At 66.5% G+C, this 24,979-nt stretch carries 24 protein-coding genes and 1 pseudogene; 11 read left to right on the top strand and 14 right to left on the bottom strand.

The genetic code is table 11. The features are described from left to right. Window positions 1-12: 12 nt before the first annotated feature. Window positions 13-1,353, bottom strand: a complete 1,341-nt coding sequence (gene pmbA, locus GEV05_10730; GenBank protein MPZ43861.1) for a metalloprotease PmbA — start codon at window positions 1,351-1,353, stop codon at window positions 13-15. 64 nt (window positions 1,354-1,417) lie between these two features. On the opposite strand from pmbA, the gene GEV05_10725 reads away from it, so the two are divergent. The 3 genes from GEV05_10725 (at window position 1,418) to GEV05_10715 (ending at window position 3,332) form a co-directional block, all read left to right on the top strand. Then, on the top strand, window positions 1,418-1,957 hold the full coding sequence (locus GEV05_10725; GenBank protein MPZ43860.1) for a DUF615 domain-containing protein: 540 nt from the start codon (window positions 1,418-1,420) through the stop codon (window positions 1,955-1,957). A 108-nt stretch (window positions 1,958-2,065) separates the two neighbouring features. Further along, the gene (locus GEV05_10720) at window positions 2,066-2,674 is read left to right on the top strand and encodes a molybdopterin adenylyltransferase (GenBank protein MPZ43859.1); all 609 of its coding nucleotides are present in this window, start codon (window positions 2,066-2,068) and stop codon (window positions 2,672-2,674) included. Continuing rightward, entirely contained in the window at window positions 2,667-3,332 is a 666-nt protein-coding gene (locus tag GEV05_10715; GenBank protein MPZ43858.1) for a carboxylesterase, read from the top strand. Before GEV05_10720 ends, GEV05_10715 begins: the two co-directional genes overlap by 8 nt. Here GEV05_10715 and GEV05_10710 read toward each other — a convergent pair. The 3 genes from GEV05_10710 to GEV05_10700 form a co-directional block, all read right to left on the bottom strand. Beyond that, window positions 3,301-4,572: an MFS transporter gene (locus GEV05_10710; GenBank protein MPZ43857.1), complete on the bottom strand. Its 1,272-nt coding sequence runs from the start codon at window positions 4,570-4,572 to the stop codon at window positions 3,301-3,303. The genes GEV05_10715 and GEV05_10710 overlap by 32 nt on opposite strands. Before the next feature lie 186 nt (window positions 4,573-4,758). After that, complete coding sequence (locus tag GEV05_10705) at window positions 4,759-5,211, bottom strand: CBS domain-containing protein (GenBank protein ID MPZ43856.1); 453 nt, start codon at window positions 5,209-5,211, stop codon at window positions 4,759-4,761. Window positions 5,212-5,306: 95 nt separating this feature from the next. Continuing rightward, window positions 5,307-6,509 (bottom strand): CoA transferase, encoded by a 1,203-nt coding sequence (locus tag GEV05_10700; protein ID MPZ43855.1) that lies wholly within the window; start codon window positions 6,507-6,509, stop codon window positions 5,307-5,309. Window positions 6,510-6,607: 98 nt separating this feature from the next. Between GEV05_10700 and GEV05_10695 the strand changes: the two genes are divergently transcribed. Further along, on the top strand, window positions 6,608-7,225 hold the full coding sequence (locus GEV05_10695) for a hypothetical protein (GenBank protein ID MPZ43854.1): 618 nt from the start codon (window positions 6,608-6,610) through the stop codon (window positions 7,223-7,225). A gap of 25 nt (window positions 7,226-7,250) precedes the next feature. Then, window positions 7,251-8,048: a phosphodiesterase gene (locus GEV05_10690; protein MPZ43853.1), complete on the top strand. Its 798-nt coding sequence runs from the start codon at window positions 7,251-7,253 to the stop codon at window positions 8,046-8,048. A 36-nt stretch (window positions 8,049-8,084) separates the two neighbouring features. Here the strand turns inward: GEV05_10690 and GEV05_10685 are convergent, their stop codons facing one another. Genes GEV05_10685 through GEV05_10675 form a run of 3 tightly spaced genes read right to left on the bottom strand, consistent with a single transcriptional unit; the run spans window position 8,085 to window position 10,786 of the window. After that, entirely contained in the window at window positions 8,085-9,014 is a 930-nt protein-coding gene (locus tag GEV05_10685) for an FAD-dependent oxidoreductase (GenBank protein ID MPZ43852.1), read from the bottom strand. Continuing rightward, entirely contained in the window at window positions 9,011-10,414 is a 1,404-nt protein-coding gene (locus GEV05_10680) for a hypothetical protein (GenBank protein ID MPZ43851.1), read from the bottom strand. Before GEV05_10680 ends, GEV05_10685 begins: the two co-directional genes overlap by 4 nt. An 18-nt stretch (window positions 10,415-10,432) precedes the next feature. Continuing rightward, a complete protein-coding gene (locus GEV05_10675; protein MPZ43850.1) occupies window positions 10,433-10,786 on the bottom strand; it encodes a hypothetical protein in 354 nt (117 codons plus the stop codon). 315 nt (window positions 10,787-11,101) lie between these two features. Here GEV05_10675 and GEV05_10670 point away from each other — a divergent pair. Both GEV05_10670 and GEV05_10665 read left to right on the top strand, forming a co-directional pair. After that, a pseudogene (locus GEV05_10670) lies at window positions 11,102-11,553 on the top strand (SDR family oxidoreductase). A gap of 495 nt (window positions 11,554-12,048) precedes the next feature. After that, window positions 12,049-12,471: a nucleoside diphosphate kinase regulator gene (locus tag GEV05_10665; GenBank protein MPZ43849.1), complete on the top strand. Its 423-nt coding sequence runs from the start codon at window positions 12,049-12,051 to the stop codon at window positions 12,469-12,471. Window positions 12,472-12,479: 8 nt separating this feature from the next. On the opposite strand, the gene GEV05_10660 is transcribed toward GEV05_10665, so the two are convergent. The 4 genes from GEV05_10660 to GEV05_10645 are packed head-to-tail and all read right to left on the bottom strand — an operon-like array spanning window position 12,480 to window position 15,568. Next, on the bottom strand, window positions 12,480-12,863 hold the full coding sequence (locus tag GEV05_10660) for a PAS domain S-box protein (protein MPZ43848.1): 384 nt from the start codon (window positions 12,861-12,863) through the stop codon (window positions 12,480-12,482). A gap of 60 nt (window positions 12,864-12,923) precedes the next feature. Next, a complete protein-coding gene (locus tag GEV05_10655; GenBank protein ID MPZ43847.1) occupies window positions 12,924-13,535 on the bottom strand; it encodes a DUF488 family protein in 612 nt (203 codons plus the stop codon). An 18-nt stretch (window positions 13,536-13,553) separates the two neighbouring features. Next, on the bottom strand, window positions 13,554-14,093 hold the full coding sequence (locus GEV05_10650) for a hypothetical protein (protein MPZ43846.1): 540 nt from the start codon (window positions 14,091-14,093) through the stop codon (window positions 13,554-13,556). A 23-nt stretch (window positions 14,094-14,116) separates the two neighbouring features. Continuing rightward, complete coding sequence (locus GEV05_10645) at window positions 14,117-15,568, bottom strand: MmgE/PrpD family protein (GenBank protein MPZ43845.1); 1,452 nt, start codon at window positions 15,566-15,568, stop codon at window positions 14,117-14,119. A gap of 213 nt (window positions 15,569-15,781) precedes the next feature. Between GEV05_10645 and GEV05_10640 the strand changes: the two genes are divergently transcribed. Both GEV05_10640 and GEV05_10635 read left to right on the top strand, forming a co-directional pair. Further along, window positions 15,782-17,467 carry a thiamine pyrophosphate-binding protein gene (locus GEV05_10640; protein MPZ43844.1) on the top strand — a complete coding sequence of 562 codons (1,686 nt, stop codon included), beginning with the start codon at window positions 15,782-15,784 and terminating at the stop codon, window positions 17,465-17,467. Then, window positions 17,464-18,468, top strand: coding sequence for a tripartite tricarboxylate transporter substrate binding protein (locus GEV05_10635; protein MPZ43843.1), 1,005 nt, complete (start codon window positions 17,464-17,466; stop codon window positions 18,466-18,468). Before GEV05_10640 ends, GEV05_10635 begins: the two co-directional genes overlap by 4 nt. A gap of 10 nt (window positions 18,469-18,478) precedes the next feature. Here GEV05_10635 and GEV05_10630 read toward each other — a convergent pair whose 3' ends face one another. From GEV05_10630 to GEV05_10620, 3 genes are all read right to left on the bottom strand, one after another. Beyond that, window positions 18,479-19,426 carry an ABC transporter permease subunit gene (locus tag GEV05_10630; protein MPZ43842.1) on the bottom strand — a complete coding sequence of 316 codons (948 nt, stop codon included), beginning with the start codon at window positions 19,424-19,426 and terminating at the stop codon, window positions 18,479-18,481. Next, a complete protein-coding gene (locus GEV05_10625; GenBank protein ID MPZ43841.1) occupies window positions 19,407-20,390 on the bottom strand; it encodes an ABC transporter permease subunit in 984 nt (327 codons plus the stop codon). The genes GEV05_10630 and GEV05_10625 overlap by 20 nt, the downstream gene beginning before the upstream one ends. A 134-nt stretch (window positions 20,391-20,524) precedes the next feature. Further along, window positions 20,525-22,090: an ABC transporter substrate-binding protein gene (locus GEV05_10620; GenBank protein MPZ43840.1), complete on the bottom strand. Its 1,566-nt coding sequence runs from the start codon at window positions 22,088-22,090 to the stop codon at window positions 20,525-20,527. Window positions 22,091-22,394: 304 nt separating this feature from the next. Here GEV05_10620 and argE point away from each other — a divergent pair, with 304 nt between their 5' ends. Then, on the top strand, window positions 22,395-23,558 hold the full coding sequence (gene argE, locus GEV05_10615) for an acetylornithine deacetylase (GenBank protein ID MPZ43839.1): 1,164 nt from the start codon (window positions 22,395-22,397) through the stop codon (window positions 23,556-23,558). Window positions 23,559-23,627: 69 nt separating this feature from the next. Beyond that, window positions 23,628-24,947 carry a hypothetical protein gene (locus tag GEV05_10610; protein MPZ43838.1) on the top strand — a complete coding sequence of 440 codons (1,320 nt, stop codon included), beginning with the start codon at window positions 23,628-23,630 and terminating at the stop codon, window positions 24,945-24,947. The last annotated feature ends 32 nt before the right edge of the window (window positions 24,948-24,979 follow it).

Raw genomic sequence — 24,979 nt, 5'->3', positions numbered from 1 at the left:
CGGCCAAGCGTCTCAATCGCCGGCGATCGTCATCTGGCCGATCAGCACCGAGCCGCTGACGCGCGAGCCGCGCACCATGACGTCGTTGCCTACCGCGTCGATGCCGAGGAACATGTCCTTCAGGTTCGAGGCGATGGTCACCTCCTGCACGGGGAAAGCAATCGTCCCGTTCTCGACCCAGAATCCGGCGGCACCGCGCGAATAATCGCCGCTCACCATGCTCACGCCCATGCCGAGCAGCTCGGTCACGAGCAACCCGCGCCCCATGCGCTTGAGCATCCCGGCGAGGTCGAGCTCGCCCGGCTCGAGCACGAGATTGTGGTTGCCGCCCGCGTTTCCGGTCGAGCGCATGCCGAGCTTGCGCCCCGAATAGGTGCCGAGGAAGTAGCCCTGCAGAACGCCCGCCTCGACCACGTTGCGTGCGTGGGTTGCCACGCCCTCCTCGTCGAACGCGGTGCTCGCGAGCCCACGCGGCAGATGCGGCCGCTCGGCAATCGTCACGCAGGGAGAAAAAATCGGCTTCCCCAGCGCATCGACCAGGAAGGATGACTTGCGGTAGAGATTTCCCCCGCTCGCCGCCGAAACGAAATGCCCGAGCAGGCCGCTCGCGAGCGGCGCCTCGAACAGCACCGGGGCTTGGGTCGTATCGATCTTGCGCGCGCCCAGCCGCTTGAGCGTGCGCTCGCCGGCGATGGTACCGACGCGATCGGCCGGATCGAGCGTTTCCGGATCGCGCGCCGAGGTGTACCAGTCGTCGCGCTGCATCGCGTCGTCCTTGCCAGCGATGACGGCGCAGGAAATATGATGGCGCGAGCTCGGGTAGCCGGCCATGAACCCAGCCGAGTTGCCATAGACGAAGTGCGCGTCGTGCGTTCCCACCGAAGCGCCTTCGGAGTTGGTGATGCGTTTGTCCACCGCGAAAGCCGCCGCCTCGCAAGCTTGCGCGAGCTCGATCGAGCGTTCGACGCTGATGCCCCAGGGCCGATACAGATCGAGATCCGGAATGTCGCGCGCGAGCAGGTCTTCGTCCGCGAGGCCGGCGCAATCGTCGGCGGCGGTGAAGCGCGCGATGGTCAGGGCCTTGTCGATGGTATCGCTGATCGCCTGCGGCGACAGATCGGTGCTGCTCGCGTGGCCACGCTGCTGGCCGATATAGACCGTGAGCGCAAGCCCCTTGTCGCGGGTGTACTCGATGGTCTCGACTTCACCCTGGCGCACCGTCACGCTTTGACCGAGGCTCTCGGACACCTCGGTCTCGGCGGCGGTGGCGCCCCGCGCACGCGCTTTGGCGAGCACGTCGCCGACGATTTCCTGGAAGCGGTCGGGGGTAAAACTGAAACGCGTGTCCGGCATTGAAGGCTCGCGTCGCAAAGAGGGCTATCATAGCAGCTCGACCGACCGCAACTGCCCGCATCCCGTGACCGAACCGCCCGGCAACGACGACCCCCAGCCGGTCAGCAAAACCCGCCGCAAAAAGGACATGCACGCGCTCCAGGCGCTCGGCGAAGCACTGGTCGCGCTGCCGTCCGCGCAGCTTGCGGGCCTCGATCTGCCGGAGCGGCTCGCCGATGCGATCGCCCAGGCAAGGCGGATACCGACCTTCGAAGCGCGCCGGCGGCAGATGCAATACATCGGCCGGTTGATGCGCGAGGTGGATGCCGAACCGATCGCGCAGCGCCTGTCGCTCATGCGCAACGAGCGCCGGCGCGACAACACCCGCCATCACGAAGCGGAGCGCTGGCGCGAGCGCCTGTTGGCCGAGGATTCTGCGCTCACCGAGCTTGCCGCCACCCATCCGGGGCTCGACACGCAGCATCTGCATACGCTGGTACGCAATGCGCGCCGCGAGCTCGCCCGCGGCGACCCGCCGAAAGCCAATCGTGCCTTGTTTCGGGCTTTGCGCGATTGCCTGGGCGACCCTCCCGCAGGCGAATCCGGCGGCGCCGACATCGGCTAGCCTCGTATTCCCCTCCTCTCTCGAGGAGGGGTGTCGGCAGAGCCGACGGGGTGGTGTGGTTTGCGCGAGGCGTCCGGGCGGCGAGCGGCAGCGCTATACTCTGCCGCCATGGACGCGCCCGACACGCTCGTCATCGGCCTGGTTTCGATCAGCGACCGCGCCTCGCAAGGCGTCTATCGCGACGAGGGCATCCCCGCGCTGGAGCAATGGTTCCGGGTCGCGCTCGCGAGCCCCTGGCGCACGGTCACGCGCCTCGTTCCCGACGAACAGCCGGTGATCGAGGCGAATCTGAAGGACCTGGCCGACCGCGAGGGTTGTCACCTCGTGCTCACCACCGGCGGCACCGGCCCCGCCCCGCGCGACGTCACGCCGGAAGCGACGGCTGCGGTGGCCGATCGCGTGATGCCGGGATTCGGCGAGCAGATGCGCCAGATCAGCCTTCGCTTCGTGCCCACCGCGATCCTGTCGCGGCAGGTTGCCGTCATCCGCAAGGGCTGCCTCATCATCAACCTTCCCGGACAGCCAAAATCGATCCGCGAAACGCTCGAGGGCCTGAAAGGGCCGCAGGGCGAGACGCTGGTGCCGGGTATATTCGCTGCTGTGCCGTACTGCGTCGATTTGATCGGCGGCCCCTACATCGAGACCCGCGACGAGGTATGCAAGGCGTTCCGTCCCAAGTCCGCCCTTCGCCCCCGGCCCACAACGCGCAATGAATGAACTGGAGACCATCGAGATAGAGACCGGCCCTAGCCCCGCCGCAGCCGTGGTCTGGCTGCACGGGCTCGGCGCCGACGGCAACGATTTCGTTCCGATCGTGAAGGAGCTGCGCTTGCCACCGCAGCTGCGCGTCCGCTTCGTGTTCCCGCACGCGCCCATGATGCCGGTCACCATCAACAACGGCTACGTCATGCGCGCGTGGTACGACGTCACCTTCGATGGACTGGACCGGCGTCCGGACGCGCGCGGCATCGTCGCCTCGCAGGCCGCCATCGAGGCCCTGGCTGCGCGCGAGCAGGCGCGCGGGATTGCATCCGAGCGCATCGTGCTGGCCGGGTTTTCGCAAGGCGGCGCGATCACGCTGCAAGCCGGGCTGCGCCATGCGCAGAGGCTGGCCGGACTGATGGTGCTTTCGAGCTACCTGCCGCTGCCGGAAACCCTCGCTGCCGAAGCGGCCCAGGCGAACGCCGCAACGCCGATCTTCATGGCGCACGGCACGGACGATCCGGTCATCGACATCGAGCTCGGTCAACGCTCGCGCGCCCTGCTGGCCGAACGAGGTTACCCGGTGGAATGGCACGAATATCCGATGCCGCACTCGGTCTGCCTGGAGGAGATCGAGGACATCAGCCGCTGGCTGCAGCAGGTTCTGCAGTAGCGGGCAGCGGGGCGACCAGCGCCGCCTCCCTCCCCCGGCGCACGTCCACGCCCGCGAGCAGCGCGAGGCCCGCAAGAAAATAGATGCCCGTGACGAGGAAGGCGATGCGATGCTCGCCCTGGGTGATGGCGACGATCGCGCCGTAGGTGATGGGCCCCAGGATCGACGAGAGCTTCACGCCCAGGCCCCACAGGCCGAAGAACTCGCCCTGGCGCTCCGGCGGGCTCAGATAGCCGACCAGGGCGCGGCCGGCCGACTGGCTGGAGCCGAGGCACAGTCCCGCCAGGTGGGCTGCCAGCCAGAAGGTGACGTTCGATTCCGCCACCGAGGCGAGAACGACCGTCGCGAGCCAACCGGCCAAGGTGAGCGCGATTGCGCGCTTGTGGCCGAGCCGGTCCTGCACATACCCGAACGCAGCCGCGCCGATCGCCGCCGCCACGTTCACCACCAGGATGAGCACGATGGTCTGCCCCGTGTCGAACTTCATGACCTGCTGCGCATAGATCGCAGCGAGCGCAACCACGGCCTGGACCCCTGCCTGGTAGCACACGAGGCAAGGCAGGAAGCGCGCGAGGTCGCGATAGCGCCGGCTCTCCCGCCATGTGCGCGCAAGCCGCGCCATCGATTCGGTGAGCGCGCCGGCGCCTAGCACATGTGGTTGCGGTCGCGCCCGTTCGCGTAAGAAGAGGAACGTGGGCAGCGAAGCGAGCAGGAACATCGCGGCCGTGATCCATAGCGTCCCGGGGACGAACGCCTCGGCGCCGCCGCCCGCGGTCTGCACGCTCGTGACGTAGGCGAGACACAGCCCGAGCGTCAGCATCCCGCCCAGGTAGCCCAAGCCCCAGCCCCAGCCGGAAACCCGGCCGAGATGTCTGCCGTCGGCGATTTCCGGCAGGAAGGCCGCAATCAGGTTCTCGCCGCTGCCGAAGAAGAAATTGCTCAAGACCAGAAAAAGCAGCGCAGCCGCAAGCTCGCCGGGACCGGCGCCCGCCAGCGCGGCGGTAAAGAGCGCGCACCCCACGGTGGTCGCGGCCAGGAGCTTCTTCTTGCACGCATAGGCGTCCGCGAGCGCGCCAATCGCCGGAGCCGTCAGCATGATGAGCAGATACGACACAGCGAGCGCGCCGGACCACGCGAGCGTCGCCCAGTGGCTGTTGCCGGCGATGACGGCGACGAAATACGCGTTGTAGATCGCGGTGATGACGACCGTGGTGTAGCCCGAGTTGGCGAAATCGAACATCGCCCAGGCCCATGCCTCGCGCGGGCGAACGCCGGGTGCGAGCACCCGGTCTTCAGTCCCGGAGCTCATGCGTGAGCCGAAAACGCATCGTCGCGCCGGCGCTCGGGACGAGCGGGTCGCGGTCGGGCAGCTGGGGACGAGCGGGTCGGGGTCGGGCAGCTCGGGACAAAGGGCTCAGATCGTGGCTCAGAGCGCCTTGTCCTGCTCCTCCGGCCAGTGCTTGATGTAGCGCTTGAGCAGCCGGTTCTCGAAGTCGGCCTGCTTGATGACCGCCTTGGCAATGTCGTGAAACGAGATGACGCCGAGCAGGCGCCCTTGATCGAGGATAGGCAGGTAGCGCACGTGATTGGCCGTCATGGTCTCGCGCACCTGGTCGACGGTGTCGGACGGCGTTCCGGTGATCGGCGCGGTGTTCATGACATCGCCCGCGCGCGCATCGCCGAGATTGCCGGCACGCGCCTTCAGCTCCTGCAGCACTTCGCGAAAGGTCAGCATCCCGGTCATTTCGCCGTCGCGCATCACCACCAGCGAGCCGATGTCGTTCGACACCATCAGGTCGACGGCAGCGGCGAGACGGCCCTCGGGCTCGATGCTGAATATCGTGCTCCCTTTCATCCCGAGAATGTCGCGGATCTGCATCGGCTTCTCCTGCAGCGTCGGCCCATCTTAGCCCAATCCGGCCGCACGGGCCACGCACTCGCACCGCGGTCACAGCGGCCCGGTTTCGTTCTGCGTCAAATCACCCCGGCCGCACGCAGGGCGTTGCGGCGCTGCTCGTCGTAGCCGATCTCGCCCAGCACCTCGTCGGTATGCGCGCCCAGCTTCGGCCCGAGCCAGCGCGTGCGCCCGGGTGTGGCCGAAAGCTTCGGCACGATGGCCGGCAGCTTCAGGCCCTGGCCGTCGGCAAGACGGAACTGCTCGATCATGCCGCGTGCGGCGTAATGCGGATCGGCCATGATGTCGCGCACGTCGTACACCTTGCTGGACGGCACGTCGGCCTCGTGCAGCACGCGCAATACCGCGGCGAGCTCGTGCGATTGCGTCCAGCCGCCGATGACGGCATCGAGCTCCTCGGTGCGAGCGACGCGGCCTTCGTTGCTCGCCAGCCCCGGATCGTTCGCCAGGTCTTGGCGGCCGATCGCGCTCATCAGGCGCTTGAAGATGCTGTCGCCGTTCGCACCGATGATGACGTACTTGCCGTCGCGCGTGGGATAAGTATTCGAGGGCACGATCCCGGGCAGCGCATTGCCGGCGCGCTCGCGCACGAATCCGAGCACGTCGAACTCCGGCACCAGGCTTTCCATCACGCTGAAGACCGCTTCGTAGAGCGCGAGATCGACCATCTGTCCGCTGCCGCCGTTGACCTTGCGATGATGCAGCGCGACCAGGGCGCCGATCGCGCCGTACAGGGCGGCGATCGAGTCGCCGATGGAGATGCCCATGCGCACCGGCGGCAGCTCGGGGTAGCCGGTGATGTAGCGCATGCCGCCCATCGCCTCGCCGATCACGCCGAAGCCGGGCCGGTCCTTGTACGGGCCGGTCTGGCCGTAGCCCGACAGGCGCACCATCACGAGCCCCGGGTGCAGCGCGTGCAACGCTTCCCAGCCCAGGCCCCAGCGCTCCAGCGTGCCAGGCCGGAAGTTTTCCACCACGATGTCGCAGCGGCCAGCCAGCTGGCGCACGATCTCCTGGCCCTCGGCCGCGCGCATGTTCACGCTCACCGATTTCTTGTTGCGGGCCTGCGCCAGCCACCACAGCGACGTGCCCTGGTACATCTTGCGCCACTGCCGCAGCTGATCCCCGCCCTTCGGATCCTCGATCTTGACCACGTCGGCGCCGAACTCGGCCAGGATGCGGGTGCAGAACGGTGCCGCGATCATGTTGCCCAGCTCCAGCACTTTCACGCCGGCGAGCGGCTGTGCGGCGTTCTCCTCCATGGCTTCCAACTCCTCCAGGCTGTGCGCGCAAAGTATACGTCCGCCCTTGACCGACTGCCGGCGGCTTGGCATAAAGCCTCATTCTGCCGAGCCGAATCGTGGCCCAACGTTCCCTGTTCAGAACCCTGATCGAGTCGCCCTGGTGGGTGAGCCTGCTCGCCGCCGTGCCGACGTACGCCGTCGGCGCGCTGCTTTCGCGGCTGTTCCCGGGCGACGCGAATCCGCACGTGCTCGGCGCGGCCGCTGCCCTGCCCTTCCTCGGCGTCGGCGTCTACACCGGGTGGTTGCGCATCCGGCGCGGTCCGAGCCTCGACGCGCCATCGCTGCTCAAGGCGTTGCGCAGTGCCTCGCCCGACGACATGCGCGCGATGCTGGCCGAAGCGTACGATCGCGCGCGCTACGAGATTGCAGACGGCGCCAGCGGGGACCTGGAGCTGCAGCGAAACGGCTACCTGACGCTGGTGCGCTTTCGGCGCTGGCGGGCGCAAAGCACGGGGCCGGCGGCGATCGACGAGCTGCGCTCCGCGATGCGCGCGCGCAAGGCCGATCACGGCGTTTACATCACCGCCGGAACCGTGACCGAGAGCGCGCGCAAGCGGGCCGGAGAAGCCGACGTGACATTTGTCGAAGGCTTCGCCCTGGCCGATCTGGTGGGACGCACGCGCGGCGCGCGCTCGGCGCTGCGGCGGGCGAGCGCCGAGCGGGCGGCGACATGAACGCCGAAAGAGACGCTGCCGGCCTATGTTGATCGCGCACATCAGCGATACCCATCTCACGCCGCCCGGCCAGCGCCTTGCGGGTCGGATCGACAGCGCAGCGCAGCTGGCGTGCGCCGTTCGCACGATCCAGGCGCTGGACGTCGCGCCGGATTGCGTTCTCGCAACCGGCGATCTCACCGATCGCGGCGAAACGGAAGCCTACGCCGTGCTGCGCAGCACGCTCGCCGCACTGCCGATGCCGGTGTATGCCATCCCCGGCAATCACGATCGGCGCGAAGCCATGCGGCAGGCGTTTGGCGATTGCGCCTGGATGCCCTCGAAGATCGGTGCGCCGTTGTGCTACGAGGTTCGCCTGGGCGAGCTCGTCTTGATCGCGCTCGATACGCTGGTCGAGGGCGAAGATCACGGCATGCTGGGCGAGGCGCAACTGGGTTGGCTGGAAGAGCGACTGGTGGCGGCCGCGCCGCGACCGGTCATCGTCATGCTGCACCACCCGCCGGTCGACAGCGGCATCGCGATCATGGATTCGATGAAGCTCATCGATTGCGATCGCTTCGGCGAGATCGTCTCGCGCCATCCCAACATCGAGCGCGTGCTATGCGGGCACCTGCATCGCGCGATGCACGTGCGCTGGCGGGGAACCGTGGTCTCGGTGCCGTCGAGCACGGTGGAACAGGTGCAGCTGACGTTCGCCGCCGATGCACCGCTCGCAACCCTGCAGGAGCCGCCGGGACTGCAGCTCCACTACTGGGCGCCCGGGCAGGGGCTCGTCAGCCACAACGTGCCGATCGGCGATTTCGCCGGGCCGTTCTTCTACTGACGTTTCAGTCTGGCAAGACCACTTGCCTCGCGGCGCTCACAGCGAAAGCTCGCGCGTAACGTTCGCGACGGCGAGCGCCGCCTCCCCCGCGGCGCTCACCAGGTCGCCGCCATAACCTGCTCGCAGCGCACCGATCGCGTACAGACCCGGCAATGAAGAACGCATCTCGCCATCCGTGACGACGAGGCCGGCTGCATTCCGCTTCACCTGCAAGGGCAGATACGAGGTCTCGGCTGCCACGCCGATGAACGGAAACACCCCGCTGCACGGATAATCGGTCTGCGCGCCCGTCTTCACGTTGCGCAGGCGCACGCCGGTCACGCCGGCTTCGCCGAGCACTGCAGTGACCTCGCTCTCCCACACGAACACGACATTGGTCTTGCTCGCCGCACGCTCGGTGTACGCGGCACGTGCCTTGAGCCGCGAGCGCGCGACGATGGTGACCGAGCGGCACACCCCGGCGAGCACCAGCGCCTCCTGCAGCGCCGCATCGCCGCCGCCGACCACGACCACATCCTGGTTGCGGAAGAAGCCGCCGTCGCAATGCGCGCATTGTGAGACGCCCTTGCCGCGCAGCGCTCCCTCGCCGGTAACGCCGAGCGACTTGAGCGCCGCGCCGCTGGCGGCGATGACGCGGCGGCTGCGCACGCTGTGCGTGGCCGATTCCACCCGCAGGTGCTCGCCTTCGACCCGGACCGCCGCGACGGATTCGTGCATCGCTTCGACCACTTCCCCGTCCAGCGCGTTGGCGAGCGTAGCCGCGAGCTCCACACCCGAGACCGGTCCGGTCGCCGGCCAGTCGTCGAGCGCGTTCACGGTCGCCACCTGCCCGCCGTAGCCCGGCCCCGGCTCGAACAGTGCCGTCGCAAGACCGCGCCGCATGCCGTGCCAGGCTGCGGTGAGGCCCGCGATGCCGCCGCCGATCACGACCAGGTCCCACACATCGCGCCGTCGCCGCGAAGTCATGCCTTGCGCCTCGCTTTGTCGAGCAGCGCGTTCCAGTTCTTCGGCAGGCGGATCTCCTTGCCGGTCGGATAACCCAGCACGCCGTTGTGGGCGAAGATGTAGATGCTGTTGCGCATGAGATCGCCGGTGACCGCGATCATGTAGTCGTCGGGCTCCCACACCAGCGGCACCAGCCGGTTCGGATCATCGGACTCGTGGAACACCTTGGGGATACGCCCCAGCATGTGCTCCTGCTGCAAGTCCCAGGTGGGCTTGAGCGTCCAATCGCGCAGGATGCGCGAGAACTGGTCGGCGCTCAAACGCGCGTGGTCGTACAGGTGCTGCTTGAGATCGCGCTTGCTCCATCCCCACGAGGCGATGGTCTCGGCGATGATGGGCGAGAGCAGCACCAGCGGGCGCAGCGTGCCCATGCCCTGGCCGACGGTGAACATGAGCTGCCACGAGTATTGCCGCACCATCGCATCGTCGATGTAGGGCATCAGCCGCTCGGGCGTGCTGCCCGACACCGACGAGATGTGATTGCCGCCGGTGTAGCGCGCGATCGTGACGGTGTTCGAGCCGGCCGGATAGCCGAACTCGGCGCTGTTCGGCTCCCAGCCGATCTTCGCCAGCACGTCCTCGTTTTCCGCCACCACCACGCGCCAGGTGTTGCCGAAGGTTGCCTTGTCGTTCTTGTGCGGCAGGAAGCCCGCGACGTTGCGCAGGTACAGCCGCCAGAAGCGTCCGACCGAGGTGTTGGCGCGAAAGCCGTCGCGCATGACGCCTTGCGTGTAGTTGAAGCCGAGCTCCTTGATGATCGGGCCGTTCAGGATGATGAGCGTCTCCCCTCCCGGCGTGTTGCCGCTATGTTCCACCCCGTAGTACGGGTCGGCCATCGCCTCGATCAGCGCAATCAGCACCGGCATGTACTCGGGACGGCAGCCGGCCATGACGCCGTTCACCGCGACGCTCCATACCGTGGCGGCGCGGTTGTCGGGCAAGAGAATGCCGAGGACTTCGTCGGGATCGCGATCGGTGCAGCGCAGGAACGCCTCGACCTTGTCGCGCGTCGGCGGCACGATCGGCAGGCCGTCGCTCAGGTCGTTGGCTTCGAAATACTCGTTGATCTCCTCGAAGCTGCCGCGGCAGACGACATCGCGCGCGCCCGGCTCGTCGTCGATGAGCGGCTCGGAAGGCGGACGCATGAGGTTCTCGACCACGCGATCGAGCGTGACGCCGAGGATATTGCGCCGGAGCACCTCGTCGCTCTGTACACCGGTATGCCCGGGAACCAGCGCAACCGGCAGGTTGGGCATGCCCAGCCCGACCGACGAGGCCGCAGCCAGTCCGAGAAATCCCTCGCACACGAGCGTCGAGGAGGGAATGCCGGCTTCTTCGCCGACGGCCGATGCCCGCAACACGGCGGGCGTGCAGCTCCCTCAACAACCCATTCCGGAGATGACGGCGTCGACCCCGAGCGCCTTGATCTTGCGCGGCAGCGAGGCCAGCACCTCACGCTCGTCGCTGCCGTGCGTGCTGCCGAACTCCTTCCAGCTCACGAACCGCACGCCGGGGAAGCGCTGCTTGAGCCCTTCTTCGAGCAACGGAAACACTTCATCGCCGCGAAACACGTAGTCCCACAATTGCGCGACCGTCTTGCCTTCGAGCGTATCGAGTCGCCGCGCCAACGGCTTCACGCCCACTTGCCGCGGACTGCGCGGCCACAATGCTTCGTATCGAACCGCCACTGCCTTCTCCGCCACTGCCTTCTCCGCCACTGCCTTCTCCGCCACTGCCTTCTCCTCTTGCCGGCGTCGCCTCTGCTTGCCCACATGCCTGCCACGCTACTCGCGCGTCATCGGCCCGCGTGCTAGTGTCCTGAGTCCGAGATTCGTCGCAGAAATCGAGCATCTGCCCTGAGGCCAAGCGGGCAAAAGTGTCGAAATCGGCGCCAGACGCGAAGCGATACCACAGCCAGGTTGGACACCTGGCGAGGATTCGCGACAATGTATGGCGTCGATTCTCGGCATCTTTTGCGCGGCGAATTTCGGACTCAGGACACTCGGCTGCCGCGGCGTACGCCATTTCATCCACCTGCGAGATTACCCATGTCCCAGCGATTCGCCAACAAGGTCGCCATCGTCACCGGAGCCGGCAACGGAATCGGCACCGCCATCGCCACCCGCCTCGCGGCCGAAGGCGCGAGCGTGGTCCTGGCCGACAAGGAAGAGGCAGCGGCCAAGGCGGTGTGCGAGAAGATCGTCGCCGCGGGCGGCAAAGCGGCTGCCTGCAAGGTCGACATCTGCAACCCCGAATTGGTCGAAGCGATGGTCGCCTGCGCGCGCGATCGCTTCGGCCCGGCGCACATTCTCATCAACAATGCCGGCATCGGCTCCCGCTGGCCCGCTACGGTGAGCCGGCCGAGATGGCCGCTGCGGCCTTGTTTCTCGCCTCCGACGACGCAACATACATCACCGGCCAGACGATCGCGGTGGACGGCGGATTCAGCATCGCCGGATTGCGGGTGAAGAACCTTGCGGCGAAAGACGGGTCGTACTAACGAGCTTCACCAAATTGCCGACCCCCGCCTCCTCACTAGCAGTGGCCGCATCGGCATGGGCGGAAGGCGGCCTGGCAGCCATGTTCCGAATCATCGATAGGCTATACTGCCTCTACCATTCATACGGCAATACTCTCGCGACACTGACGCTGATGATGCATTTTTTCTCCCATCTCGAATGCAGGCGCGACGCTCGTGTCGCGGCTTCTCCTGAAGCCGCTGCTGCGTCTCGTCCTGGCGTCAGTAGTAAACGTGTCGCGCGGCGCGATGAAGGACCTGACGCCTTCGTCGCCTTAGCCCGGTAGTCTTCGCCTCCTCGATCATTCCGAATTCAGGCGCGGGTTACCGGGCCTCGAACCGTAACCGCATTCCCGGCCCGTCTGTGTGAGTCGGTTTCTCGCATTTTGCGCGAACGATAAGGTCCGGATCCATCAAGCCGACTGCGATGGCGTTGCACGCCTTGCCGTCGTTGTTCAACGATCATGAGGCTCGAACATGTTGACCCACGAATCCATCGTACTCACCGAAAACGATTACAGCCGGCTGAAGCATTTGCTGGCCGACCTCTCCCGCCAGGCCGAAGGCTCGCAGACCGGGCTCGAGACGCTCGAGGAAATCCTGGATCTCGCCCACGTCGTGCGACCCGAGAAGGTGCCCGCGAACACCGTCACGATGAATTCGCGCGTGCTGTTCGAGGACGTGCGCAGCGGCGAGAAAGGCACCGTCACGATCGCTTATCCGGCGGAGGCGGACGTGTCGACGCGCCGCATATCGATCCTGTCGCCGGTGGGCGCCGCCCTGATCGGCGAGGCCCAGGGCGCGGAGGTCGAGCTGCCGGTTCCGCATGGCCAGACTCGCCGCATCCGCATCGTCGACGTGCTCTACCAGCCGGAGGCCGAGGGCGATTTCGAGCTTTGACGCCTGCCTCAAGGCTTCGAGGCGGGCCGCGCCGTAGCGAGCGCACCGAGCACGCACTGCCCGTCGGTCACGATCCCGAACGCGAACTCCGCGTAGAGCTTGCTTCCGTCCTTGTGCGTCGCGCGCGTCAGCATCGGCCTCGCATCCGGCCGGGTTCGCCCGGCCGCGATTGCGCGCGCGTAGCCTTCCCAGTGCCTGGCCCGCAGGTGCTCGGGGATGATGAAGTCGAGGTTCTGGCCGATCGCCTCGGCCGCCGTGTAGCCGAACATCGCCTGCGCCTGGACATTCCAGACGCGAACGTTGCCCTCGGGATCGGCGAAGATGAGCGCGTCCGGCGATTGCTCCACCAGCGCGCGAAACAACTCTGGCTGCGTCGTGTCGGCAGGATTCATTTTCAGGCCCTCTTTCACTACGGATACTACGGTGCGAGATACTCGGGCAACACGGGCCAATCACGACTTCCGAAGTCGGGCTAGTCTGCGCTGCGTCGGCGCGCTACCAGGCGGCGGCGGGAACAGCTCGGTCTGGTGCGGCTCCGCGGCGTCCGCGGACGGATACGTGATCGTCGTTGCGTCGACCACGGCGAACGGCGTCAATCGGTGCGGCTCGCGCCGCTTCGCATCCACGATCTCTTCCACCGGCACGCCGTGCACCAGCAAAGCGTCGCCGATCAGCGAACGGTGGCAGCGCCACGGCACGGCCTCCGCGCACATGAGCGCGAGCTGCTGCTTGCGCGCCGAGGCCATCAGCTCGGCGAGACTCTGGGCGAACTCGGCGCTCTGCATGTGATCGGCGTAGCCGCGAAACGACAGATTGCGCCATCCCGCGTTCACCGAATCGGCTCGCGGCTTTCGCAGCCCGCCGAGCCCCGCCATGTGCACATAGCCGATGCCCGCGGCCTGCAAGGCCTGCGGCAAGGTGTCGCGGTTGAATTGCGGGTTGTGGCGCGAGCGCGGTACCGTGCGCACGTCCACCAGGCGCTCAACGCCGTGCGCCGTCAACAAGGCGATGAAATCGTCCAGCGAGCGCGTGGAATGGCCGAGGGTGAAAACGAGCGGTTCCATCTCGACTCTCGGGTCGACTCACTGCGCGCCGATCGGCGCCGGGCGCGCCGGCACCAGCGTCGGCCATGCCACGTAGCCCATGAGCTTCTCCGGTTCGAGCAGCACGACGGCCTGCTCGGCCAGCCGCCGCGCAACCGGCGAAGCCCCGCGGCGCAGGTAGTATTGCAGCGCCTCGATCGGGTCGTCGGCCGGCGAAGCATCGATCGAGCGGCCGGCGAGATTCACCGGTCGCCCGCGGAAGGACTCCGGCGCGTCGGGCAAGCGGCCGAATTTGCGGCCCGGCCCGAAGTCGTAACGCTCTTCGTGCCAGTGGGGAAAAGACGCCTCCGGATGCTCGGCGTAGAACGTAAAGACGTCGAAAGTGCGCACACCCGTCTGGCCATTGGTGAAATGCAACGCCGCGCCGTCGCATAGCGCCGCGCACAGCATGCGCTTGCCATAGAGGATCGCGTACTCCTTGTGCCGGGAGAAGAAGTCCTCGCGCTCCTGGCGCGCGATCGAGAGCAAGCGCTTCAGATCGTTGCGCGTGATGCGCTCGTAGGACTTCTCGTCCGGCATTGCGCGTGTCTGGCGCGAGAGACCTACTTCGCCAACACGGCGCTTGCGCCCCGGTCCGCGCGCGCGACGGATTCGGCCGGCACCATCGCGCGCGCAAGCTTGGCCACGTCGTCGAGCCCGCGGATTCCGATCGCGAGATCCAGAACCCGCCGCGCGCCGACATCGCCCAGCACGCGCCCGGCGCAATCGAGGAACTTCTCGTCGCGCTCGGCGGCGCTCATCGGCCATGCGGGCGAACCCGGGGCGCGGTCCTCGCGCACGCGATGCTCGCCCTGGCTGGTGCGCACCATGACGTCGTTGTAGCCGACCGCCCCCGAGTACATCTTGCTGTCCTGGATGCGATAGCGCTTGATGTTCTTCATGAGCGCGCGCACCTCGGGGCGATTCACCATCACGTCGGTGAACGTGTCGATCCCCACCTTGCCGTCGAGCAGGCAGGCCGCGGCGACGTACTCGATGCTGAACTTGCCTTCGAGACCCGTCTGCGGATTGGTATGGATGAGCGCCGTGTCGCTGCCCGGCGGGAAGCCGATCTCGACCGCTTGTACGTCGCGCCCGCGAATGCCGTGCTGCTTGATCATCTCCAGCAGCACGCCGATCGAGCGGTGATTGCAGTAGCAGCACGGCCAGCGCTTGAAGCTGATCCCCGGATCGAGCGCTTCCCACGGCTTGCCCAGCCGGTCGATCAAGGGCTCGAGCGGCTGCGAGTCCTTCTCGCCATAGGTCTTGAGGAAGCTGTCGGCGCCGTCGAAGATCGAGGTATCGGCGCTGAAACCGGCGCGGGCCAGCAGCGCCGACTGGACCGCGCAACGTGCGGCATGACCGGCGTGGAACGGCTTGGTCATGGTGCCGAAGTTCTTCAGCAGTCCCGAAGCCTGCGAGGCGGCCAGCCCCAGGGCATGGCGCAGCTGCGTCACGTCGAGCCCGAGCAGCCGCGCCGCAACGGTGGTGGAACCGAATATCCCCGCCGTCGCGGTGCTGTGCCAGCCACGCTGGTAGTGACCGTTACCGAACGCGGTGCCGAGCTTGCCCGCGACATCGAGCCCGACGGCATAAGCGGCGAGCAGTGCCTCACCCGACGCGCCGGCCGCCTCGCCGACCGCGAGCGCGGCCGGAATCATCGTGGTGCTGGGATGCCCATGCACGCTCGCATGCACGTCGTCGAAATCGAGCGCATGGCCGAGAATACCGTTGACGAATGCCGCCTCGGTCATCGTGGTCCCGACGTGCGTGCCCCACACCGAAGCCTCGCGGCGCGCTTCCATGCCCGCCACGTAACGCAGCGCGATCTCGCCCACTTCCTCGGTCGAGCCGACGATACCGACGCCGAGCGTGTCGATCAGGGCGTCGCGCGCCGCATCCATGACATCGCTTGGAATAGCGGACGGCTTGGTTTCGAGCGCGAACTCGGCCAGGCGCTGAGTGAGCATGGTGACCTCCTCGATGAGCGGAATGGCAAATGCCGCCAGATACACGGATTGCTCGTGCAGATCCGGGAGCCGGATCGGCGACGACCGACTGTTATCATACACCCGTGATTTCGCAGGCCGGCGCCGGACGAGCCTACCGAGTTTTCCCGTGCGCCTCTTGATCCCTCACCCCCAGCCCCTCTCCCGGAGGGAGAGGGGAGCGTACGGCGCCTCGTGGATGTCTTCGGCTTTGCGAGAGCTCAATCGGAGGAAAAGCGCGTGAACGATCGTGCTCATGCCGCGCGCAGCGGCGGCAAATTGCTGGTGGACGCGCTCAAGGTGCACGGCGCGGACACCGTGTTCTGCGTCCCGGGCGAGAGCTATCTCGCTGCCCTGGACGCATTCCACGATCACCGCGACATTCGCCTGATCGTGTGCCGCCAGGAAGGCGGTGTCGCGAACATGGCCGAAGCGTACGGCAAGCTCACCGGGCGCCCAGGCATCTGCTTCGTAACGCGCGGGCCGGGCGCGACCAATGCCAGCGTCGGCATTCATACCGGCAAGCAGGACTCGACGCCGATGATCCTCTTCATCGGCCAGGTCGGCTCTGGAGCGGTCGAGCGCGAAGCGTTCCAGGAAGTCGACTTTCGCCGCATGTTCGGCCCGCTGTCGAAGTGGGTCGCATCGATCGATCGCGCGGATCGTGTGCCGGAATTCGTGAGCCGGGCGTTTCACACCGCCGTCGCGGGGCGGCCCGGTCCGGTCGTGCTTGCGCTTCCCGAGGACATGCTGACCGATACCGCGACGGTAGCCGATACCGCGCCGTACAAGCGTGTGGCCGCGCACGCCGGTGCCGAGGACATGCAGCGGCTGCGCGCGCTGCTCGCCCAGGCGAAAAAACCGCTGCTCGTGCTCGGCGGCAACGGCTGGTCGCGCGAAGCGTGCGAGGATATCAAGGCGTTCATCGTCGCCAACAATCTGCCGGCCGCGGCGGCCTTCCGCCGCCAGGATCTGCTGGACAACCGCGATGCCCATTACGCCGGCGATGTCGCCGTCGGGATGAATCCGGCGCTGCAGGTGCGCGTGTGCGACTGCGACCTGTTGCTGGTGGTCGGCGCACGCATGGGCGAATTCACCACCAACGGCTACACGCTGCTCGACGTGCCGTGTCCGGCGCAGAAGCTTATCCACGTGCACGCCGGCGCCGAAGAGCTCGGGCGCGTGTACCAGGCCGAGCTTCCGATCAATGCCGGCATGCCGGAGTTCGCGGCCGCCGCCAGGGCGCTCACACCGGTCGATTCGAAGGCATGGGCAGGGTGGACCTCACAGGCGCGTGCCGATTTCGAGCGCTGGCAGGAACCCACGCCCATGCCGGGCGCGGTCAATCTGGCCGAGATCATGGCGATCCTGAACCGGCGTATGCCGCCCGAGACGATCGTGACCAACGATGCGGGCAACTTTGCGATCTGGGTCCACCGCTTCTACCGCTATACCGGCTTTCGCACCCAGCTCGCGCCGACTTCGGGCGCGATGGGCTACGGCGTTCCGTCCGCGGTGGCCGCGAAGCTGGTGCACCCCGACCGGCCGGTGCTCGCCTTCTGCGGCGACGGCGGCTTCATGATGACCGGCCAGGAGCTCGCCACCGCCGTGCAGTACGATCTGCCGATCGTGGTCCTTGTCGTCAACAACGGCATGTACGGCACGATCCGCATGCACCAGGAGCGCGAATACCCCGGCCGCGTCTCGGGCACGGGGTTGCGCAATCCGGACTTCCCGGCGCTGGCCCGCGCCTACGGCGCGCACGGCGAACTGGTGACGGCGACGGCGGATTTCGAGCCGGCGCTGGAGCGCACGCTTGCTTCCGGCAAGCCCGCGGTGATCGAGATCCGAATCGACCCGGAAGCGATCACGCCGCGCGCGACCTTGTCGGGAATACGGACCCAAGCGCTGAAAGGGAAGGCATGAACAGGAGAGGGATCGAGGGTGAGGGGATGCGTTTGCTGTTTCTTCCGATGCTCGCGCTCGCCGCGGTGACGGTGACGGTGGTGGGTGCGGCGCAAGCGCAGACCTATCCGACGCGTACCGTACGCATTGTCGTGCCGCTATCGCCCGGCGGCAACGTCACCATCGTAACGCGTGCGCTCGCGCACAAGCTGAGCGAAGCGCTCGGCCACCAGCTCATCGTCGACAACCGCCCCGGCGGCAACGGCGTGATCGGCGCCGAGATCGTCGCCCGCTCGGCACCCGATGGTTATACGCTGCTCACCGCGGCCAACAGCCTGGTTGCGCTGCACGGGCTGGTTGCCAAGGTGCCGTTCGACCCGGTAAAGGATTTCGCCGGCGTGAGCCTGATCGCAACGCTGCCGCAGGCGCTCGTGGTCCATCCGTCGGTGCCGGCGCGCTCGGTGAAGGAGCTGATCGCCCTGGCGCGGGCACGTCCCGAAGCGCTCGTGCATGCGACCCAGGGCGAAGCCTCGACCGGACGCATCGCCGCCGAGCTCTTCACGCAGAAAACCGGAGCGCGCTTCCTGCACGTCCCGTACAAGGGCGGCGGCCCGGCGATGATCGATCTGGTCGGCGGTCAAGTCTCGCTCATGTTCGCGACCGTAAGCACCGCACTTCCTCACATCAAGTCCGGACGCATCCGCGCGCTTGGGCTCACCAGCCGCGAACGCTCGCCCGCGTTTCCGGACGTGCCGACCATCGCCGAGGCCGGCGTGCCGGGCTACGAGGCGGTCATCTGGAACGTCATGCTGGCGCCGGCCGGAACGCCGCCCGAAATCCGCACTCGCCTGCACGGCGAGATCGTAAGAGCGGTGCGGATCCCGGAGCTGCGCAATCAGTTCCTGGCGCAGGGCGTGGAGCTCACTGCGAGCAACTCACCCGAGGAGTGCACCGCGTTCATCAAGACCGAGTTCGCGAAGCACAATCAGCTCTGGAAGAGCCTCGGCTTGAGCCCGCGCTGAAACGCACCCCTCATCGCGCCAGGCGCGGATTGAGCACGTCGCGCAGCTGATCGGCGACCAGGTTGATCGCCATGATCGTCACGAGCAGCGCCACGCCCGGATAGAAGCTGATCCAGTACTTGCCGCTCAGCATGTAGGAGAAGCCGTTGGAGATGAGCAGCCCGAGCGAGGGCTGCGTGATCGGCAGCCCCAGCCCGAGAAACGACAAGGTCGCTTCGAGCGCGATGGCATGGGCAATCTGCACGGTGGCCACCACGATGAGCGGCGGCAGGCAGTTGGGCATGATGTGACGAAACAGGATGCGCGCGGGCGAAAGGCGCAGGCAGCGCGCCGCCTCGACGTATTCCTTGTTGCGCTCGACCAGCGCGGACGAGCGCACCGTGCGCGCGTAGTAGGCCCACTGCACGGTGACGAGCGCGATGATGATCTTGTCCACGCCCTGACCGACCACCGCGAGCAGCACCAGCGCGATCAGAATGGACGGGAAGGAGAGCTGCAGGTCGACGACGCGCATGATGAGCGATTCGGTGCGCCCGCCGGCATAGGCAGCGATCAGGCCCAGCGAAAGCCCGATCGCCAAGGCCGCGATGGTCGCAATCGCGCCCACGCTGATGCTGATCCTCAGCCCGTACAGGATGGCGGACAGCATGTCCCTGCCCTGTGCATCGGCTCCGAGCCAGAAGGTCATGCCGGCGCCGCTTTTCTCGCCTGGCGGCAGCCGCGCGTCCAGAATATCGAGCTGTTCCAGGTCGTATGGGTTCTGCGGCGCGAGCCAGGGCGCGGCAAGGGCGGCGATCACGATCAGCAGGAGTACGGCGAGCGCGACCAGGGCGAGGCGGCTTTCGGCGTAGAGCGAAACGAAGCGCTTGAGCGGCGTTTCGGCGCGGCTCGGTCCCGACTCGCCGACCGGTTCGCCGACCGCGTGCGCGCCCGGGTGCTCAGCCCGCAGCATGCTCATGCGCCAGTCGCACGCGCGGATCGAGCGCCGAGTACACCAGGTCCACCAGCAGATTGATGAAGACGAACATGAACACGATCACCAGCAGATAGGCGACCACCACCGGCCGATCGAGCACCTGAATGGAATCGATCAGGAGCTTCCCCATGCCCGGCCAGGCGAAGATGGTCTCGGTGACGATCGAGAACGCGAGCACCGAGCCGAACTCCAGCCCGATCACCGTCACGATCGGAATCATGATGTTCTTGAGCACGTGCACGCCGACCACGCGGCGCATGCGCAGCCCCTTCGCGCGCGCGAACTTGACGTAGTCCTGCAGCAGCGCTTCGCGGGTGCTGGCGCGCGTGAGCCGGATCAGCAGCGAGAGCTTGAAAAGGGCGAGATTGAAGGCAGGCATCGCGAGATGACGCAACCCGTCCCAGGTGAGCACGCTCCATTGCACGCCGAAGAGCTCCACCGTCTCGCCGCGACCAGTCGACGGCAGCCAGCCCAGATGGACGGAGAAGAACATGATGAGAATGAGCCCGACCCAGAAGGTCGGCAGCGAGAAGCCGAGGATTGAGCCCGCCATGATCGACTTGGCGAGGAGCGAATCGGGCTTCAATCCCGCATAGAGCCCGAGCGGAATGCCGAGCGCGATGGCGATCAGCATCGCCGCGAGCGCGAGCTCGAGCGTGGCCGGCATGCGATTGAGGATCAGCTCGATCGCCGGCGTATTGAAAGCGAACGATCTACCGAGATCTCCGGAAAGCGCCCGCTCGAGGAAGATCAGGTATTGCTGCCACAGCGGCTTGTCCAGCCCGAGTGCCGCGATCACACGCTCCATTTCCTGCTGGTCGGCCTCCGGGCTGATCAGCAGGTCGACCGGATTGCCGATGGCATAGACGCCGACGAAGACCAGCAGCGACATCACCAGCAGCAGGATCGCGCTCGCCGCCAGGCGGCGCAGAATATAGGCGACCATTCGCGCGCTCCGCTAACGCGGATCATGAGTGAAGGGTGAAAGGTGAAAGGTGAAAGGACGGTTGCCGATCTTGCGCGCTCGGCCGGCGATCCAGGCACCTGCGCTCACTTCACTCTTCACTCTTCACCCACTCTTCACTGCTTCCCGGGCACGAACGCGAACGCGTGGGTGCGCTCGTCCGTGCGCGGAGTGTAGGCAATACCTTTGCGCGCGGCCCAGGTGTTGACCTGGAAGTGCGTCGTGATCACGCCCACGTCGCTCATGGCGATCTCGACCGCCTGCTGCAGCAGCTTCTCGCGCTTGCCGTCGTCCACGGTCGCGAGCGCCTGCGCCAGCACCGCGTCCATCTTCGGATTGGAGTAGCGGCCGCGATTGGCCGCGCCCATGCCCTTCTCCTTGCTGTAGGTCGCGAGCAGCGACTTGAGCGGCGACGACACTTCGCCCGTATCGGCGCCCCAGCCCACCAGCATGAAACTGAAGTCGAGCTTGCTGCCGCGCGAGAAGAAGATGTTCGCGGGCATCGCCTCGACCTTGGTCTGAATGCCCACGCGGGCGAGCATCTGGGCCACCGCCTGGGCGATCTGCTCGTCGTTGACATAACGATTGTTGGGCGAGTGGATGGTGAGTCCGAAGCCGTCGGGATACCCCGCTTCGGCGAGCAGCTTCTTCGCCCCGTCGGGATCGTAAGCCTCGGGCTTGATCGCGGGGCTGGTGCCGAACATCCCGTCGGGCAGAAGCTGGCCGGCGGGTATCGCCAGGCCCTCCATGACGCGATCGACGATGGCCTGCCGGTTGATCGCTTTCGACATCGCGCGGCGCACGCGCACGTCCTTGAGCGGGTTACGCTCCATGGGCTTGCCGGCCCTGTCGGTGACGAACGGCGACTTGTCACGGTTGGAATCGATGTGCAAGTAGATCACCCGGTTCGATACCGTGCGATAGATTCCGAAGCTCGGGTCCTTCGCCAAGCGCGCCATGTCGGCGGTCGGGATGTTCTCGATCGCCTGCACATCGCCGGCGAGCAAGGCTGCGACGCGCGACGGATCGCTCGTCAAAAGACGAAAGGTCACCCGCTCCCAGTGCGGCTTCGGCCCCCAGTATGCGTCGTCGCGTGCGAGCTCGATCCGATCGCCGCGGACGTAACGCACGAGCTTGTACGGGCCCGCGCCGATCGCCGCCTTGCCGGAATTGAAATCGTCGGTGCTCGCATTGGCCGCGGCCTTCTTCGACACGATCTGCACCGTCGATATGTCGATCGCCATATTCGGATACGGAGCGGCAGACTTGAGCCGTATCGTCCACGGATCGACGATGACCGTTTCGGTCACCTGCTTGGTATAGATGGTGAACGGCGCGGGGCTGGAGGGCACCTTGCCGGTGCGCTCGATCGAGAAGGCGACGTCTTCGGCGGTGAAATCCGAGCCGTCGTGAAACTTCACGCCCTTGCGCAACTTGAATTCCCACGTCAGATCGTCGATGGGCCGCCAGGATTCGGCCAGTCCGGGCTTGGGTCGCTGGCGCTCGTCCTTCTGCACCAGGGTGCCGAAGATGTGGTCGGCGATGTTGTTGTTGGGTGTGAGATTGTGATAGTGCGGATCGATCGAGGTGACATCGCCGCCGAGGCCGATGGCGATCTGCTGCGCGTGACTGCAGACGGCAAAACCAAGTACGAGAACGGCAATGAGAAATCGCGACGCCATGGCGCTCCCTCTGAATGCACGAACGGCTGGCGGCAAGCCTACCATAGCGTCGAACCGAGACCTGCGCGATTCCGCTCCTTACCAAGGAGGGGCGGGACGCGACATTGTCGCGGACGGGGTGGTCTCGTGCGATCGAGAACCACACCACCCCGGCGCTGCGCGCCACCCCTCCTCATGAGAGGAGGGGAAAGCTGCAGGAATCTCTCCCACACCTGGCGCGAATGCGTTTGACACGATCGAAGTGACCGACCTATCCTCGATGCGTCGTCTTGCATCCGACGCGAGCAAGCTGTCTCAACCCATCATGCCGGCCCCATCCGAACACGTCGTCGACACCATTGCCCGCACCATCGGCTTCACCACGGTGAGCCGGGATTCGAATCTCGCTCTCATCGAATGGGCGCGCGCGCACCTCGAGGGGCTCGGCGCACGGTGCCGGCTCACCTACGACAGCGAGCGGCGCAAGGCCAACCTGTTCGCGAGCCTCGGTCCGGAGCAGGATGGCGGCGTGGCGCTCTCGGGCCATACCGACGTCGTGCCGGTGGACGGACAAGCCTGGGACACCGATCCGTTCCGCGCCGAGGTTGCACAGGATTGCCTGTATGGGCGGGGCGCCGCCGACATGAAAGGCTTCGTCGGCACGGCGCTCGCGCTCGCGCCGGAATTCGTCGCGAACGGATTGCGCCAGCCGCTGCACTTCGCGTTTTCGTACGATGAAGAGATCGGCTGCATCGGCGTGCGCGACCTGATCGCCGACCTGGCGCACGCCGGGATCAAACCTGATTCGGTCATCGTCGGCGAACCGACCAGCATGCGGGTGGTGATTGGTCACAAGGGCAAACACGGCTACCGCTGCACCGTGCGCGGCTTGTCGTGCCACTCGGCCTACGCACCGCAGGGCGTGAATGCGGTCGAAGCGGCCGCGGAAATCATCGCTTACCTGAAGGGCATGGCGCGCCGTTTTCGCGACCGCGGGCCGCACGACGCCCTGTTCGACGTCACCCACACCACCGTACACACGGGCGTCATCCGCGGCGGCACCGCGCTCAATATCGTGCCCAAGGAATGCAGCTTCGATTTCGAGTTCCGCCATCTGCCCGGCGACGATCCGGCGGCGCTGTTCGAGGAAGTGAAGACCTTCGCCGAGCAAACGCTGCTGCCGGAGATGAAGCGCGTCGATCCGGTCAGCGGGTTCGAATGGGAAGTGCTTGCCGTCATGCCGGGCCTGGACGTTGCTAGCGACTCGAACCCGGCGCGCCTGGCGCTGGGCCTTACCGACTTTCGCGATATCGGCAAGGTCTCGTATGGCACCGAGGCTTCGCTTTTCCAGCAGGCCGGAATGCCGGCAATCGTCTGCGGCCCCGGCAGCATCGAGCAGGCGCACAAGCCCAACGAATACGTGAGCCTCGACCAGCTCGCCCAGTGCGAAGCGTTTCTGCACCGGTTGATGCATCGCGTCTGCGGCTGAGCACTATCGCACGGCGCATGTGAACTCGCGCACGCTGCTGGCACTGGTCCGAGCGCATACTTTTCTCCAATGGACCCCAAAGAGAGTCCTTCAAAGGAGAGAGTCATGCGCCTGGTCGCCGCTGCCGCATTGATCGCAACCACGATAACGCCCGGCGCCCTTGCGGCTCCGGCGTTGTCCGATTCAACGCTCACCGTCACGCCGTTCCTGTCGGCCAACGATCCCACCGGCATTCGCTTCACCGGGCCCGGCGAAGGATTCCTGATCGAGAAGGGGGGCGCCGTCAAGCGCTTCGTGGGCAATGCAACAACATCCACGGCGTTGAATCTGCCGGTCGCCACCGACGGCTTCGAACGCGGCTTGCTCGGGATCGCGATCGATCCCAGCTTCTCCTCCAACGGCTCCGTATATCTGTACCACTCGGCCGGAACTGCCACCGGCGCATGGGTCGACAATCGGCTGACGCGTTACACTTGGAACGGCAGCACTCTGATCAACCCGACGCCGCTCGGCACGTTCGGCGCCGCAACCGACACCATCCCGGGCAATGGCCCGAATCACAACGGTGGGCCGCTCGTGTTCGGCCGGGACGGCAAGCTCTATGGCGTGACGGGCGACCTCAACCGCAACGGCATCGAGCAGAACCAGTCGGCCACGACCAGCGCGCTGACTGGTGGCGTCTACCGGCTGAATGCCGACGGCAGCATTCCGGCCGACAATCCATTCCAGAGCAACAGCAATCCGGATGTGCGGCGCTGGCATGCCTATGGCGTGCGCAATTCGTTCGGCGTCACGGTCGATCCGCACCCCACCTTGGGAGGCGGCATCTGGATCACCGAGAACGGTCCCAACGCGTACGACGAGATCAACATGGTCCCGGCTGGCATGAACAGCGGCTGGGAGCAAATCATGGGTCCGGACGCGCGCGATCCGCAGAACGCGCCGGGCGATCTGGTCATGCTTCAGGGCGCGAGCTACCAGGATCCGAAATTCTCCATCCAGGACCCGATCGGCATCGCCGCACTGGGCTTCCTGCACGGGTCCGCGCTCGGCGCGGGCTACGCCGACGCGCTGATCTACGGCGAAGCGAACAGTCCCAACCTGTGGCTGCTGCGGTTGAACGCGAACCGCGACGGATTCGTGCTGAGCGGCGACCTCGCCGACGGCGTTCTCGATCCGGGCGACGCCTTCACACCATTCGGCACGGGATTCAGCGTCATCACCGACATCCAGACCGGGCCGGACGGCGCGATCTACCTCACCGCCCTTGGCGCCGATACGGTCTATCGCATCGCCCTCATCCCCGAACCGCACACCTGGCTCCTCAGCCTCGCGGGACTCGCCGTGGTCGGCTGGGCCGCGCGTCGTCGCAGAGGACAATGCAGCTGACCGTTTTCGCAGCCGGGCCGCAGCCGGGCGCG

This window comes from Betaproteobacteria bacterium (genome assembly GCA_009377585.1).
GTDB lineage: Bacteria > Pseudomonadota > Gammaproteobacteria > Burkholderiales > WYBJ01 > WYBJ01.
This window is presented reverse-complemented; position numbering and strand designations above follow the sequence as displayed.